12 protein-coding genes are annotated in these 14,569 nt (G+C 65.8%); 6 read left to right on the top strand and 6 right to left on the bottom strand.

Annotated elements, in window-relative coordinates:
- Nucleotides 1-89: 89 nt before the first annotated feature.
- The gene (locus C0606_15445; protein PLX36112.1) at nucleotides 90-1,256 is read right to left on the bottom strand and encodes an acyl-CoA dehydrogenase; all 1,167 of its coding nucleotides are present in this window, start codon (nucleotides 1,254-1,256) and stop codon (nucleotides 90-92) included.
- A gap of 70 nt (nucleotides 1,257-1,326) precedes the next feature.
- Nucleotides 1,327-2,925 carry an exodeoxyribonuclease VII large subunit gene (locus C0606_15440; GenBank protein ID PLX36111.1) on the bottom strand — a complete coding sequence of 533 codons (1,599 nt, stop codon included), beginning with the start codon at nucleotides 2,923-2,925 and terminating at the stop codon, nucleotides 1,327-1,329.
- A gap of 122 nt (nucleotides 2,926-3,047) precedes the next feature.
- Between C0606_15440 and C0606_15435 the strand changes: the two genes are divergently transcribed.
- Nucleotides 3,048-3,794 carry a 16S rRNA (uracil(1498)-N(3))-methyltransferase gene (locus tag C0606_15435; GenBank protein PLX36110.1) on the top strand — a complete coding sequence of 249 codons (747 nt, stop codon included), beginning with the start codon at nucleotides 3,048-3,050 and terminating at the stop codon, nucleotides 3,792-3,794.
- 96 nt (nucleotides 3,795-3,890) lie between these two features.
- Here the strand turns inward: C0606_15435 and C0606_15430 are convergent, their stop codons facing one another.
- Nucleotides 3,891-4,208: a hypothetical protein gene (locus tag C0606_15430; protein PLX36109.1), complete on the bottom strand. Its 318-nt coding sequence runs from the start codon at nucleotides 4,206-4,208 to the stop codon at nucleotides 3,891-3,893.
- 235 nt (nucleotides 4,209-4,443) lie between these two features.
- Here C0606_15430 and C0606_15425 point away from each other — a divergent pair, with 235 nt between their 5' ends.
- The gene (locus C0606_15425; GenBank protein ID PLX36108.1) at nucleotides 4,444-5,328 is read left to right on the top strand and encodes a transcriptional regulator; all 885 of its coding nucleotides are present in this window, start codon (nucleotides 4,444-4,446) and stop codon (nucleotides 5,326-5,328) included.
- A gap of 243 nt (nucleotides 5,329-5,571) precedes the next feature.
- On the top strand, nucleotides 5,572-6,399 hold the full coding sequence (locus tag C0606_15420; protein PLX36107.1) for a universal stress protein UspA: 828 nt from the start codon (nucleotides 5,572-5,574) through the stop codon (nucleotides 6,397-6,399).
- A gap of 207 nt (nucleotides 6,400-6,606) precedes the next feature.
- On the opposite strand, the gene C0606_15415 is transcribed toward C0606_15420, so the two are convergent.
- Both C0606_15415 and C0606_15410 read right to left on the bottom strand, forming a co-directional pair.
- Nucleotides 6,607-8,283 carry a thiamine pyrophosphate-binding protein gene (locus C0606_15415; GenBank protein ID PLX36106.1) on the bottom strand — a complete coding sequence of 559 codons (1,677 nt, stop codon included), beginning with the start codon at nucleotides 8,281-8,283 and terminating at the stop codon, nucleotides 6,607-6,609.
- A gap of 188 nt (nucleotides 8,284-8,471) precedes the next feature.
- Nucleotides 8,472-8,849, bottom strand: a complete 378-nt coding sequence (locus C0606_15410; GenBank protein ID PLX36105.1) for a hypothetical protein — start codon at nucleotides 8,847-8,849, stop codon at nucleotides 8,472-8,474.
- Between the two features lie 211 nt (nucleotides 8,850-9,060).
- Here C0606_15410 and C0606_15405 point away from each other — a divergent pair, with 211 nt between their 5' ends.
- The 3 genes from C0606_15405 to C0606_15395 all read left to right on the top strand — a co-directional run bounded on the left by C0606_15405 (nucleotide 9,061) and on the right by C0606_15395 (nucleotide 13,027).
- Nucleotides 9,061-10,674 carry an aminoglycoside phosphotransferase gene (locus tag C0606_15405; GenBank protein PLX36104.1) on the top strand — a complete coding sequence of 538 codons (1,614 nt, stop codon included), beginning with the start codon at nucleotides 9,061-9,063 and terminating at the stop codon, nucleotides 10,672-10,674.
- A gap of 173 nt (nucleotides 10,675-10,847) precedes the next feature.
- Entirely contained in the window at nucleotides 10,848-11,738 is an 891-nt protein-coding gene (locus C0606_15400; protein PLX36103.1) for a hypothetical protein, read from the top strand.
- Nucleotides 11,739-11,827: 89 nt separating this feature from the next.
- On the top strand, nucleotides 11,828-13,027 hold the full coding sequence (locus tag C0606_15395) for an amino acid permease (GenBank protein ID PLX36102.1): 1,200 nt from the start codon (nucleotides 11,828-11,830) through the stop codon (nucleotides 13,025-13,027).
- Nucleotides 13,028-13,052: 25 nt separating this feature from the next.
- On the opposite strand, the gene glpK is transcribed toward C0606_15395, so the two are convergent.
- Nucleotides 13,053-14,549: a glycerol kinase gene (gene glpK, locus C0606_15390; protein PLX36101.1), complete on the bottom strand. Its 1,497-nt coding sequence runs from the start codon at nucleotides 14,547-14,549 to the stop codon at nucleotides 13,053-13,055.
- Between the last annotated feature and the right edge of the window lie 20 nt (nucleotides 14,550-14,569).

Genomic DNA, 14,569 nt, shown 5'->3' with positions numbered 1-14,569 from the left:
GGTCGCAAAAAGGAAAACAAGCCTAACAGCAACTTAACCCTACCCGCCCCAGGAGCCGGCGCGGAGACGGTCTGCTGTGCCGCCTCACCCTAGCCGTCCGACCCGACCTCCTTGAGCACCTCGCGGGCGATGATCAGGCGCTGTATCTCGCTGGTGCCTTCGTAGATCGTGGTGATGCGGGCGTCGCGGGCGTGGCGTTCCAGCGGGTAGTCGCGGATATAGCCGGCGCCGCCATGGAGCTGCAGCGCGGTGTAGGTGGCACGCTGAGCGGCCTCCGACGAATAGAGCTTGGCCATCGAAGCGGCCTTGGCGAAGGGCCTGCCATTTTCCTTCAGCCAGGCGGCCTGCAGGATCAGCAGCCGCGCCGCTTCGAGCTCGGTTTCCCGGTCGGCGATCATCCACTGTATACCCTGCATATCGGCAATCGCGCGGCCGAACTGCTGGCGCTCCAACACATAAGCCTTGGCCGCTTCCATCGCCGCGAGGGCAATGCCGAGCGCAAGCGAAGCAACGCCGATGCGGCCGCCGGCCAGCTCAGCCACGGCGATGCGGAAGCCGTCATTCACTTCACCCATCAGCGCGGATGCCGGGATGCGGCAATTGTCGAAGATGACCTCGTTGGTCGCCGAGCCGGTCTGGCCCATCTTCTTTTCGGCCTTGCCGATGGTCATGCCCGGCGTGCCGGCCTCGACGAGGAAGCAGGAGATACCCTTGCCCTTCTTCGCCTCCGGGTCGGTGACCGCCCAGACGACAAACACGCCGGCATATTCGGCCGAGGAAATATAAAGCTTGGAGCCGTTCAGCACCCATTCGTTGCCGTCCATGACGGCGCGGGTCTTCATGCCGGACGGATCGGAACCGGCACCGGATTCGGTCAGGCAGAAGCCGCCGGCCGGATAGGTGCCGTCGCACAGGCGCGGCAGATAGGTTTCCTTCTGCTCGTCCGACCCAACCGCCTGGATGACCTCGCCGACCATGTTGGTGACCGACAACGTCACACCGGTCGCTGCGCAGGCGCGGCCGGTTTCCTCGATGGCGAGTGCAAAGGCGATGCTGCCGGCTTCGGTGCCGCCGTAGTCGGCGCTGACATTGAGGCCCATGAAGCCGTTGTCGGCGAGCAGCTTGAGATTGGCGAGGAGTTCCTCGCGCCCGCCGCCCTCGTCCAGCGTTTCGGCAAGCGGCGCCAGCCTGTCCGCGGCCAGCCGACGCGCAGTGTCACGGATCAGGCTTTGCTCTTCGCTCAAGGCGAGGTCCATGGGCGTTCCTCCATTTCGGCGCGGCGGGTGCCGTCCCCGCTTCGGCCGGTTCGTTCCGATTTCGGACAGCTTAGAACAGACTGCCCTGCTCGGGTTTGGTTTTCTTTGGCGCTGCCGGTTTCCTCGCCGACGACTTCGAGCTTGGCGGCTTCGCGGCTGATGGTTCGCCGCTCGGCGGTTTGCTGCCGCCCGCAGCGACCACATCGAGACGGCCATCAGCGAATTCGATCTCGAGCGCCGAACCCGATGCGACGCCGGCGGCGGCACGCACCGGCTTGCCCGCGTCGTCGCGCACCAGCGCGAAGCCGCGTTTCAGCACGTTCTTGTAGGAGAGCGTCTCCATCAGCTTTGCGGTCGCATCGAAGCGCTGGCGGGCGCGTTCGAGCCGCAGCCGCATGCCCTGCTCCATACGCCGCGAGGCACTCTCCACCCGGTCGGCGGAGCGGGTCACGCGGTGGTCGACCAGACGCGGCTGGAGGCGTAGCGCGGTGCGATCCATCTGCCGGCGCTTTGCGGTGAGGAACAAATGATAGGCCTGACCGGCGCGCTCGCCGGCGCGGTCGTGCTTTTGGCGAAGGCGCTCGACGAGGCGCTCGACAAGGCGCGGCGAAAGGCGGCCGCCGGTGCGGACAAATCGGGTCGTGTGTGCTTGCGTGTTGGCGCCGAGCGCGCGGGAAAGCCGTCCCGCTGCCGCATCGAAACGCTGGCGCGGCACGGCAACCACGTCGTCGGGCTTCGGCAACGCGCGGGCGAGTGAGCGGAGATCGCGGTGACGGGCTTCCATCAGGCGAGCCATTGCGCCTGCGTGGCGGCGCGACAGATCCTCGATGGTCGCGAGCAGTTCGGAGCGCACCGGCACCGCCATTTCCGCCGCGCCGGTCGGGGTCGGCGCACGCAGATCGGCCGCGTGGTCGATCAGCGTCCAGTCGGTCTCGTGGCCGACTGCGGAAATCAGCGGGATCATCGAGTCGGCGGCGGCGCGCACCACCACCTCGTCGTTGAAGCCCCACAGATCCTCGAGACTGCCGCCACCGCGCGCGACGATCAGCAGATCGGGACGCGGGATCGGCCCGCCGGGTTCGATCGCATTGAAGCCGCGGATGGCCGTCGCCACTTCCGGCCCGCAGGTTTCGCCCTGCACCCGCACCGGCCACACCAGCACGTGGACCGGGAACCGATCGGCCAGACGATGCAGGATATCGCGGATGACGGCGCCGGTCGGCGAGGTCACGACGCCGATGACGCGCGGCAGATAGGGCAGCAATTGCTTGCGCGCGTCGTCGAACAGACCTTCGGCGGCGAGTTTGCGGCGGCGCTCCTCGACGAGCGCCATCAGCGCGCCAACGCCGGCCGGCTCCAACTGGTCGATGACGATCTGGTATTTCGACGAGCCGGGATAGGTGGTGATCTTGCCGCTCGCGACCACCTCCATGCCCTCTTCCGGCTTGAAGGCGAGTTTGGAGAAAACCCCACGCCAGATGACAGCCTCGATGCGGGCCTTCTCGTCCTTTAGCGCGAAATAGGCGTGGCCCGACGAGTGCGGGCCGCGATAGCCGGAAATCTCGCCGCGCACGCGCACATAGCCAAAGGCGTCTTCCACCGTCCGTTTGACGGCGAACGACACTTCCGAAACGCTATATTCGGCTATGTTCGATACAGAATCGGTCACGCCTTGGTCTCCTTTTCGACGCACAAGGAGGCATAACGGCCGACACAAGGTCAAGAACAGGCAACACGGTCAGCACCGGCGATCCGCACCGACTGGCCGGCAGACTTTCGGGGACAGGATAAATGCCTCGCTACGCTTTCCGCATGCAGCGGCTTTTCGTGCGCCAGACGCTCAATGCGGGCGCCCGCATCGAGCTCGACAAGGGCCAGGCGAACTATCTCGGCAACGTGCTGCGCATGAGCGAGGGCAGCGAGTTGCTGATGTTCAACGGGCGCGACGGCGAGTGGCTCGCGCGGCTCGAAGAAATGAGCCGCAAGCACTGCGTCGTCGCCATGGTCGAGCAGACGCGCGAGCAGACGCCGCCCTCCGACCTGCACTATCTGTTCGCGCCGCTGAAGCATGCGCGGCTCGACTACATGGTGCAGAAGGCGGTGGAGATGGGCGCCGGCGTGCTGCAGCCGGTGATGACTCAGCACACACAGGCGGGCCGGGTGAACACCGAGCGCATGCAGTCGAACGCGATCGAGGCGGCCGAGCAATGCGGCATCCTCGCGATCCCGCAAGTGCGCGAGCCAGCGGCGCTTGCCGATCTGATCGAGAAATGGCCGGGGCGAGAGCCGGGGCGGCGCCTACTGTTCTGCGACGAGCGCGACGACGAGATGAACCCGATCCCGATCCTTGCCGAGCTGCCGCGCGGGCCGCTGGCGGTGCTGATCGGTCCCGAAGGCGGGTTTTCGAAAGACGAACGGCTGGTGTTGCGTGCCCAGCCGTTCGTCTCCGCCATTCCGCTTGGGCCGCGTATCCTGAGAGCGGATACGGCAGCAGTTGCAGCCCTTGCGGTGGTGCAGTCCGTCCTCGGCGATTGGTGAGAAGGAGAAGCGCCGGGAACGGGCCGCGTCATTTCAGTCAGGTTTGCCGCGGCATCCCGCAGCCGTCCAGAACGGGATGCGGCAACGTGCCTTGAACTAGTGCCCGAGCTTGTTCAGTGCCCGCAGGGCATCGCGTTCGGCGGTGCGCCGGTCGTTCGCCCGCCGCCGCAGGATCGCGCCCGGGCTCATCTCGGCCGGGCCGTAATAGGCCGCGTCGAGATCCTGCCGGGTGATGCCGATGTCGGCGAGTTCGTGCGGGCTGAACTCGTAGAGGGCGCGCAGCTTGCGACGGTTCCACCAGTTCGACGCGAACTGAGCCACGGTGCCTGCCGCGGCGACAAAGGCGTAGCCGATCCGCTGGGAGTTCCAGATCCGCCGGCTGTCGTTGCGGGTATCGTGAAGACCGATATTCATCGTCCAACCTCCTCAAGAAGACACGCCTTCCCCGTTCCCGCAAAACACTGCGGGCCAGCCCGTCGTGAGCCGATTTCAGAAGCCGTGGTCCTTGCGGCGCTGCCGGATGGGGCCGTTCGCTCCCTACCGGCGACAAGTGCGCCGCGTCGATGAATGCAGTATCTGCGACAGCTATTGATAATTCCAACGAATGTTTTTAATCTAACCCATAAGAAAAGCTCATGGGACAACATCAATGCGCGCGCTCGATATCGATCAATTGGCCAGCTTCGTCGCGATTGCGGATGCCGGCTCGTTCACGCAGGCCGCCGACCGGGTCAACCGGACGCAATCGGCGGTCAGCCTGCAGATGAAGAAGCTCGAAGAGAACGTCGGCAAGCCGCTCTTCGCGCGTGAGGGCCGCCAGTCGCGGCTGACCGACAACGGCCAGCGCCTGCTCAACTATGCGCGGCGGATGCTCGCCCTCAACGCGGAAACGCTGACCGCCTTTTCCGACGAGACGGAACGTACCTTCGTGCGTATCGGCATCCCCGACGACTACGCGCCGCGCCTGCTGCCGCGGATTTTCGCGGGCTTTGCGCGCACCCATCCGAACCTCGAAATCTCGATGACCTGCCAGTCGAGCAACGAGGTGAACCGGCGGGTGAAGGCGGGTGATCTCGACCTCGGCATCGTCACCCATGGCGACGTGGTCAGGGACTTCGGCGACCGCGCGCAGATCATCCGCAGCGAGCCGCTGTTCTTCCTCGGGTCCGACACGCACATGACGCATCTGCTCGACCCGCTGCCGCTTGCGGTCGGGCCGACGACCTGCTGCTGGCGCCGGGCGGCTATTCAGGCGCTCGAAGACCATGGACGCGCCTACCGCATCGCCTTCGTCAGTGGCAGCGCTACGGCCATGATCGGCGCGATCACCGCCGGGCTTGCGGTCGGCGTCCTGCCGGAAAGCGCACTCAACGGCGATCTCCGGGTGCTTGGACCGGCGGAAGGCGTCCCGCGTCTCGCGCATACCAACATTGCGCTGATCAAGGGCCACACGGCGACCCATCCGGTGCACATCAAGCTCGCCGAGCACATCGCGATGTCGCTCGACAATCTGAGCACCGCGCGCGCCGCGTGAAGCGCTGCGATGCCACCCGCATCCGGCGAAGTTTGTGTCTGAGATGTCAACGAAGCGTTGCATCGTGCAACACTTTTCCTGATTCGCGAGGGCGCGTCTCAGCGCGCCGGTAACCAGTGTCCGCGAAAGCCCCGCCGACAGCCGGAAAATCGCCATGTTGGCAGGGTATTCTTGCGTTTAATCAAGGTTCTCATATGCTTTTCGTCGGATCATCATTCCGATGATACGAGAGGAGGGCCGATCATGGCTATTAAGGACATTGTGGTCGTTCTTGACCTGAAGACAGAAGGACCTGCCCCGAAGATTGCCGTTGAGATCTCCCGCTTCGTGGGAGCGCACCTCACCGGCCTTGCTCCGATGGTGGAACCGGTGGTTCCGGGCTATGTCACCGCGCCGATACCGGGCGACTATCTCGAAGCCTCGATCCGGCAGGCGCGCGAACAGGCGGAAGCCGGCGCGAAGCAGTTCGAGGAAGAGCTGCGTGTTGGCGGCGTCAACGGCGAAACAGCGATCGTTTCCGTCGGTGACGGCGCATGGGGCGGCCTGCTCGCCCGCACCCGGCTGACCGACCTCGTGGTCATCGGCCAGGAGGATCCGGACCATCCGCAGCCGTTGCGCGAAGCGCTGATCGAAGCGACGCTGTTCGATTCGGGCGTGCCGATCCTGCTCGTGCCGTATGTCTCCAAGCCGTCCTTCGTGGACCGCAAGGCGATGGTGGCATGGGACGGATCACGGACGGCAAGCCGCGCGGTTCATGCCGCCTTGCCGATGCTCGAGCTCGCCAAGAGCGTGACCGTGGTCATCGTCGAAAACGGCAAGAAGCCGGAAGGCGAAGCCGGCGCGGATATCGCGCTCTACCTCGCCCGCCACGGCCTGCAGGTCGAGATCGAACGGATCCCGGCCCCGCCGACCGGCGTCGGCGACGCGCTGCTCAACTACGTGGCCGATCATTCGATGGATCTGGTCGTGATGGGCGGCTACGGGCACAGCCGGATGCGCGAATTCATCCTCGGCGGCGCGACGCGCACCTTCCTGCGCTCGATGACCGTGCCGGTGCTGATGGCGCATTAATTTCGCAGCACAAGGGCGCGATGCGCCCGTCCTGCGGATGCTCGTGAATTTCTCTTTCGGCTGGAAGCCGGGAGAAATACACGAACGGAATTTCAAGCTCCATTTGCAATGGACTTGAAATGAGCCGCCAACAACGGCGCCGACCAAACTGAAAACAAAGAAAACGCGGCCTTTCGGGCTGCGTTTTTTATTGTCCGGATAAGAGACTCATCCTTTTTCGGCGAGTGCCGCCTTGCGCAGGCCGGTCAGGGTCGCTGTCGGCGTGATCGCTTCGGGTGCGAGGCGAACATGCAGGATGGCCGGCTTGCCGCTTGCCACCGCGCGCTCGAAGGCCGGCATGAACTCGTCCGTCTTCGTTACCGTCTCGCCATGACCGCCATAGGAGCGCGCCCAGGCGGCGAAGTCCGGATTCACCAGATCGGTGGCGATGACGCGGGCCGGATAATTCTTCTCCTGATGCATGCGGATCGTGCCGTAGATGCCGTTGTCGACGAGGACGACTACGATGGCCGCGCCCGCCTGCACCGCCGTGCCGAATTCCTGGCAGGTCATCTGGAAGCAGCCGTCGCCGATGAAGGCCACGACATTGCGCTCGGGAAAGCGCAGCTTGCCGGCAATTGCGCCCGGCAGGCCGTAGCCCATCGAGCCCGAGGTCGGAGCAAGCTGGGTATTGAACCGGCGGAAGCGCCAGAAACGATGCACCCAGGTGGCGTAGTTGCCGGCGCCGTTGGCTATCAGCGTCTCGTCGTCGAGCCGGGCGCGCAGCGCGCTGACTATCGGTCCCATATGAACGTCGCCCGGATTGTTCGCCGGCGGCGTCGACCAGGCCTCGAAATCGGCGCGGGCGGCGCGGGTCGCCTCCCCCCATGACGGCGGCGCGGCGGGCGCCAGATCGTCGAGCGCGGCGGCGAACTGCACCGGCGAGGCATTGATCGCCAGCGCCGGCTGGTAGACGCGGCCGAGTTCGCCGGCATCGGCATGGACATGCACGAGCTGCTGGCGCGGCGTGGGAATATCGAACAGCGTATAGCTCTGGCTCGGCATTTCCGACATGCGGCCGCCGAGCAGCAGCACCAGATCGGCGTCGCGGATGCGCGCGGCGAGCTTCGGGTTGATGCCGATGCCAACATCGCCGGCATAGTTCGGATGGTCGTGGTCGAACAGCATCTGGCGGCGGAAGGAGCAGGTCACCGGCAGGTCGAAGCGTTCGGCAAAGCGGGTGACGGCGGCGCGCGCCTCCTCGTTCCAGCGGCTGCCGCCGAGAATGACGATCGGCGCGCGGGCAGCGGCAAGACGCTCGCCGAGATCGGCCATCTGGGTGGCGCCCGGCGAGGCTTCAACGACGACCGAAGGGGCCGGCAGCGGCACCTCGGCGGTTTCGCGTAGCATGTCCTCGGGCAGCGCGATCACCACCGGTCCCGGCCGGCCCGACATGGCGACGGTGAAGGCGCGGGCGATGATTTCGGGCACCCGTTCGGCGCTGTCGATTTCGGTCACCCATTTGGCAAGCGGACCGAACATCTGCCGGTAGTCGACTTCCTGGAAGGCTTCGCGCTCGCGGTGATCGCGGCCAATCTGGCCGACGAACAGGATCATCGGCGTCGAGTCCTGCTTGGCGACGTGCACGCCGGCGGCCGCATTGGTGGCGCCGGGACCGCGGGTGACGAAGCAAATGCCGGGCCGGCCGGTCAGCTTGCCGTCGGCCTCCGCCATCATCGCGGTGCCGCCTTCCTGACGGCACAGGGTGAGTTCGATATCGCTGTCGTGCAGCGCGTCGAGCACGGCGAGATAGCTTTCGCCGGGCACGCAGAACACCCGGTCGACTCCGTTGCGCTCCAACATCGCGACGACCAGTTCGCCGCCGGTTTTCCTCGTCTCGGCCATGATGCTCACTCTGACTGCAATTCGGGTTTGGCGGAGCCTTCCGCCTGTCGAAAACCCCTATCGGTTTTTGTGCGCGAAGGAAACGTGTTCAACGCACGCCAACGCCCGACCGCAGAAACACGAAACCCGGCGTCCTCATCGAACACCGGGCTGCGCAATCAGAACCCGAGGGACACCGGGTTTTGGAATCAGAGTTCGGTGACGGTCACCACTTGGAACGTGTGCAGGTCGCCGTCTTCATCGCGAATCGAAACGTATTCGCCGGGATGGAACGGGTGCTCGCCGAACTTGTAGCCGGCCTCGTCGTCTTCATCGCCATCGATATCGTAGCGGAACGCCCAGCTGCCGCCGGGGCGATGTACGAGATGGCCGATGTCCTCTTCCTCGCCGGCCCAGAAGCGGCGAACACGGCATTGATCGCGAACCTTCTTCCAGGCCGTCGGGTCAATGTGCCCGGCATCGTCCAGAGGCGCGGTAAATTCATAGCCATGACGGCTGGAACCGCCCGGAAACTCTTTTGTCCGCGCAAGATTCAGTCTTACTTTTTTAAGCCCCGTCTTTGGCATGGTCGTATCCTCTTGTTCGGCGTTCCTCGATTTTTTGTCGAACGATCAAGCGTGGCACAAAAGGCCCGCCGATCATTGACCTTGATCAACGCCTTACCGCAACGCTACCTGATTTCATAGTCTTGTGCGAAGGTGCGGGATGTTACGCAGGCCCGTCGGCCACCGGAGACGCAGACCGTCCCGGCCAGACGTCACGTGAGGAGGCCCCGCCATGACGACAGAGTGGACGGGTGCGGCCGCGCCGCAGGGCGATCCGGCCCCATCGCATATCGTCGCCGACCAGGATGCGACGTTCGGCTTTCTTGCCGACCCGGCGACCCACGGCATCGATGAAGCCGTCATACGCGTCGACACGGCAATCTCCGCCGTCTTCCTTGCCGGGCCGCTTGCCTACAAGGTCAAGCGCGCGGTGCGCTTCCCCTATCTCGATTTCGGCGATCTCGATCACCGCCGGGAGCTGTGCGAACGCGAGATCGAGCGCAACAGGCCGAACGCCCCGTCGATCTATCAGGGCGTCGTCGCAATCACCCGTGAAGCGGACGGCCGTCTGGAACTCGATGGCGCCGGCGAGACAATCGAGTACGCCGTGCGCATGCGCCGCTTCGACCCCGCGCAAACGCTCGACCGGATCGCCGGCAACGGCCCGTTCGACGCCGCGATGATCGATGCGCTCGCTGCGATGATGGCCAGTGCCCACGAGGCCGCCGGCCCGCGCGAGGCGGAATCCTGGATTGCCGATCTCGCCACCTATATCGAGCAGAACCAGACCGCCTTCCTCGAATGGCCCGACCTGTTTCCGTTCGAGCGGGTGCATGCGCTGACCGAGCAATGCCGCGAAACGCTCTCCCGGCTCACCCCGCTGCTCACCCAGCGCGGGCGGATGAACCATATCCGGCTCTGTCATGGCGACGCGCATCTGCGCAACATCGTGCTCGACGAGGGCGCGCCGGTCCTGTTCGACGCCATCGAGTTCGACGACGGAATCGCCACCGGCGACGTGCTCTACGATCTAGGTTTCCTCATCATGGATCTGTGGGAACGGGGCGACCGCGCGGCTGCCAACCGGCTGATGGTGCGTTACCTCGCCCTCACCCATCAGGCCGACCATCTCGAAGGTATTGCCGCACTCGCCTTCTTCATGGCGATCCGGGCCGCGATCCGTGCCAAGGTCACCGCCGCCCGCCTGCCCTTTGCCGGCGATGCCGAACGCAAAGCGGTGATCGCCGACGCGCTGCGCTATTTCACCACCGCCGAGAAATGCGTCGAACCGACGGCTCCGGCACTGATTGCCATCGGCGGCTTGTCGGGGACCGGAAAGTCGACGCTCGCCATGGCGATTGCCCCCGATCTCGGGCGTGCGCCGGGCGCGGTGGTGCTTCGAACCGACGTTGAGCGCAAGGCGCTGTTCGGCGTTGCCGAGACCGATCCCCTGCCGGCCGAGGCCTATGCACGGGAAATCTCCGACGAGGTCTATCACCGGCTGATGATCCAGGCGCGTACCGCGCTCGCCGCCGGCCAGTCGGTGATTATCGATGCCGTCTTCGCCGATCCGGAAGAGCGGATCGCGGTTGCCCGTATTGCCGGAGCCGTCGAGGCGCCCTTTGCCGGCCTTTGGCTCACCGCGCCGGCAGGCGTGCTCGAAGAGCGCGTCGGCGGCCGCACCGGCGACGCGTCGGATGCCGGCGTCATCGTCGTCCGCCAGCAGCTCGGCTACGATATCGGCGCACTCGACTGGGCGGAAATCGACGCTTCGGGCTCGTCCGCGGACACGGCCGAGAGCGCTCGCGCGGCCTTGGGTTCGCTTCTTGCACCCGGCTCAGCGTAGTCGTTCAGCGAGACCCGCTACGCTCCGGTCGCGAAGACGTGTTTCGGATCCGAAAATCGCATATGGTACGCGCGATGTAATCCGGGCTGCTTTCGGCGGCGCGGACATTATTGACTGCGCCGACATTGCCGCCGGAGTGGCCGGTATCGGTTGCCGCGTAAGACGAGGATGCCATGCACCGCCATCTGTTCCGGGCCGCCACGGCCATCGCCGTCATCCTGATCGCGCCCTTTGCCGCCCTTGCCGAGGAAAAGCCCGCCTATCCGACCGCAACGCTCGACGACCAGCACCGTCAGGCGATGGTGACGTCAGGGCGCATCACCGCGGCGCTCAGGACCGAAAAACGCACCGTGGAAGGCTACGAGGAAACCGTCCCGGTGCTGCATGTCTTCGTCGATTCCAAGAAGGTTCTGGAAGCCGAAGGCGTCTCGGCGGGCGAGTGGGTTCAGGGCGTTGCGGAGGTCATCGAAGTCGACGCGGCGAACGACCTGCCCGAGGTGGTGTTCTCGAGCTATTCCGGCGGCGCACATTGCTGCACCAAGGTGGTCATCGCCACCGCCGACAGGGCCGGCGGCTGGAACTCGGTCGACATGGGCGAATGGGACGGCGGCGGCAACTACATGGAAGACGCCGATGGCGACGGCCGGGCCGAATTCGTCGCCGCCGATCAGAATTTTCTCTATGCCTTCGACTGCTACGCCTGCAGCGCCGCGCCGGTGAAGATCCTGTCGGTACAGGCCGGCAAGATCGTCGACGTGTCGCGCGAGCCGCGCTTCCAGCCAAAGCTGAAGCAATGGGCGAAGGCACTTGAAGGCTGGCGACAGGACGATGGCAAGTTCCAGCCGGGCTTCTTTGCCGGCTGGATCGCGGCGAAATCGATGATCGGCGAAGGAGTCGAAGCCTGGCAGGCGATGCAGAAGGCCTACAAGCCGGGCAAGGATGACGGCTTCGAGGTCTGCAAGGACACCGGGCTGTTCGGCGAATGCGCGGAAAACATGCGCGCGACCGTGCCGTTCCCGATGGCGCTGAAGTCGTTCCTCGACCATCACGGCTACCGGTTCTGAGCACGCTGGCCTGCGATTTTCCCATATGTCGCATGGCATTGCCGGGGCGGAATGACCACATCGGGGAGTGAGCAGCACGGAGGTCCGAGATGACCGAACTGAAGCGCTCGATCTCGCTCACCATGCTGGTGCTGTACGGCCTCGGCGTCACCATCGGCGCGGGCATCTATGTGCTGATCGGCGAGGTTGCAGCGCTTGCCGGCTATGGCGCGCCGCTCTCCTTCGTGGCAGCGGCCGCGGCAGCGGGTCTTACCGCGCTTTCCTTTTCCGAACTGGCGACCCGCTATCCCGAAAGCGCCGGCGAAGCCGCCTATACCGAAGCCGGCTACCGATCGCCGCTGATGGGAACGCTGATCGGCCTCGCGGTTGCCGCGGCGGGTGTCATTTCGGCAGCCGCCGTTGCCATCGGCGCGGCGCGTTATCTGGCAACGCTGGTGCCCATCCCGCCCGCACTTGCGGTGATCGTCATCGTCGTCCTGCTTGGTGCGGTTGCCGTTCGCGGGATTGCCGAATCCGTCGCCTTCGCCGGCCTCATGACCATCGTCGAGGCGGGCGGGCTGATCTTGATTGCCGCTGGCGCGGTGATCGCCGATCCCGACATTCTGGCCAAACTCGGCGACACGATGAGCGCTGCCTTTTCGACCGCGCCGATGCCGATTGCCGCCGGTGCCGTGATCGCGTTCTTCGCCTTCATCGGCTTCGAGGACATGGTCAATGTCATCGAGGAAGTTCACGAACCGCAGAAGACCGTGCCGCGTGCGATCCTTCTGACGCTGTTCTTCGCCACGCTGATCTATCTGTCGGTGGCGGCCATCGCGGTGACCGTCATTCCCCCCGACGTGCTGGCCAAGGCCCCCGCCCCGCTCGCCGCCGTCGCCGAAGCCTCGGGCCTCGTGCCGGCCGTCGTCATTTCGTCGATTGCGGTCGCGGCCGGCGTCAACGGCATTCTCGTCCAGATCGTCATGGCCTCGCGGGTGCTTTACGGGATCGCGCGGCGCGGCTGGATCCCCGCCTGGCTGTCGAGTGTCAATCCGCGCACCCGCACGCCGTTGCGCGCGACGGTGCTGGTCACGGTGATTGCGACGGCGCTTGCTGTAGCGCTTCCGATCGAGAAGCTGGCGGCGGGAACGTCGGTGCTGGCGCTGACGATCTTTCTGATCGTCAACGGCGCGCTGATCCTGATCAAACGTCGCGAAGGGACGGAGCGCGCGACGTTCCACGTTCCGATCGCGGTGCCGGTCGCCGGTGCGGTCATCACCGCAGCGCTGATCGTCGTCGCGCTGCTGTAGACCGGCACGCCACCAATTGAGCGGGTCAGTGCTCGCTCAGCGTGCGGCGCACCGCGTCCTTCCAGCCGGCGATCTTCACCGCCCGCTCGGTCTCGGCCATGCCCGGCTCAAAGCGGCGGTCGCGCTGCCAGCGTTCGGTGAAGCCTTGGCGATCCGGCCAGACGCCCGCCCGCATGCCGGCGAGCCAGGCGGCGCCGAGCGCGGTCGTTTCCATCACCGTCGGACGGTCGACCGGGGCGCTCAGAATGTCGGAGAGGCGCTGCATGGTCCAGTCGCTCGCCGCCATGCCGCCATCGACGCGCAGCACGGTGCCGGCACCGCTCGCCGCCGGCCAGTCGCCGCGCATGGCCTCCAGCAGATCGTGGGTCTGGTAGCAGACCGCTTCGAGCGCGGCGCGGGCGAGTTCGCGCGGACCGGTGTTGCGGGTCATGCCGAACAGGGCTCCGCGCGCCTCCGCATCCCAATAGGGCGCACCGAGGCCGACGAAGGCCGGCACCAGATAGACGTGCTGGCCGCTGTCGCTTTCAGCCGCCAGCGGACCGGTTTCGGAGGCCGAGGTGATGACCTGCAGCCCGTCGCGCAGCCACTGCACGGCGGCGCCGGCGATGAAGATCGAGCCTTCGAGCGCGTAGGTCGTGCGGCCGTCGAGACGGTAGGCGACCGTGGTCAGAAGCCGGTTCTTCGAGGTAACCGCCTCCTCGCCGGTGTTAAGGACGGCGAAGCAGCCGGTACCGTAGGTCGACTTCATCATGCCCGGTTCGAAGCAGGCCTGACCGATGGTCGCCGCCTGCTGGTCGCCGGCAATGCCGAGGATAGGTATGGAGCCACCGAGCAGGTCGGGCGCGGTGACGCCATAGTCGGCGGCGCAATCGCGCACATCGGGCAGGATCGCGCGCGGCACGTTCAGCATGCGCAGCAGATCGTCGTCCCAGTCATTGGTGTGGATGTTGAACAGAAGCGTGCGCGCGGCGTTGGTCGCGTCGGTCGCGTGCACCCGCCCGCCGGTCAGCCGCCACAGCAGGAAGCAATCGACGGTGCCGAAGGCGAGCTTGCCGGCCTCGGCGCGTTCGCGCGCACCGGGAACGCTGTCGAGAATCCAGGCGACCTTGGTGCCGGAGAAATACGGGTCGAGCAGCAGGCCGGTCTTGGCGACCACCTCGGCCTCGGCGCCCTCGCGCTTCAGCGCGGCGCAACGGTCCGCCGTGCGGCGGTCCTGCCAGACGATCGCCTTGTGGACCGGATAGCCGGTCTCGCGATCCCACACGATGGTGGTCTCGCGCTGGTTGGTGATGCCGATGCCGGCGATGTCGGCGGCCCTGAGACCCGCTTTTTCCAGCGCGCCGCGGCAGGTCGCGAGCGTCGTGCGCCAGAGATCTTCCGGGTCGTGCTCGACCCAGCCCGAGGCCGGGAAATGCTGCGGGAACTCCTCCTGCGCCACCGCGACGATGCGCTGGTCGCCATCGAAAACGATGGCCCGGCTCGACGTGGTGCCCTGATCGATGGCAAGAATGGCGGATGACATGGCGGGACCTCCCGAACGGT

This window comes from Hyphomicrobiales bacterium, from assembly GCA_002869065.1.
Taxonomy (GTDB): domain Bacteria; phylum Pseudomonadota; class Alphaproteobacteria; order Rhizobiales; family Rhodobiaceae; genus Rhodobium.
The sequence above is the reverse complement of the archived record's forward strand: the minus strand, read 5'-3'. Positions and strand labels throughout refer to the sequence as shown.

Coding starts and splice junctions, on each gene's coding strand:
- C0606_15415 (PLX36106.1), bottom strand. CDS start 8,283: ATGGCCGAGACGAGGAAAACCGGCGGCGAACTGGTCGTCGCGATGTTG.
- C0606_15405 (PLX36104.1), top strand. CDS start 9,061: ATGACGACAGAGTGGACGGGTGCGGCCGCGCCGCAGGGCGATCCGGCC.
- C0606_15445 (PLX36112.1), bottom strand. CDS start 1,256: ATGGACCTCGCCTTGAGCGAAGAGCAAAGCCTGATCCGTGACACTGCG.
- C0606_15430 (PLX36109.1), bottom strand. CDS start 4,208: ATGAATATCGGTCTTCACGATACCCGCAACGACAGCCGGCGGATCTGG.
- glpK (PLX36101.1), bottom strand. CDS start 14,549: ATGTCATCCGCCATTCTTGCCATCGATCAGGGCACCACGTCGAGCCGG.
- C0606_15425 (PLX36108.1), top strand. CDS start 4,444: ATGCGCGCGCTCGATATCGATCAATTGGCCAGCTTCGTCGCGATTGCG.
- C0606_15400 (PLX36103.1), top strand. CDS start 10,848: ATGCACCGCCATCTGTTCCGGGCCGCCACGGCCATCGCCGTCATCCTG.
- C0606_15435 (PLX36110.1), top strand. CDS start 3,048: ATGCCTCGCTACGCTTTCCGCATGCAGCGGCTTTTCGTGCGCCAGACG.
- C0606_15410 (PLX36105.1), bottom strand. CDS start 8,849: ATGCCAAAGACGGGGCTTAAAAAAGTAAGACTGAATCTTGCGCGGACA.
- C0606_15395 (PLX36102.1), top strand. CDS start 11,828: ATGACCGAACTGAAGCGCTCGATCTCGCTCACCATGCTGGTGCTGTAC.
- C0606_15420 (PLX36107.1), top strand. CDS start 5,572: ATGGCTATTAAGGACATTGTGGTCGTTCTTGACCTGAAGACAGAAGGA.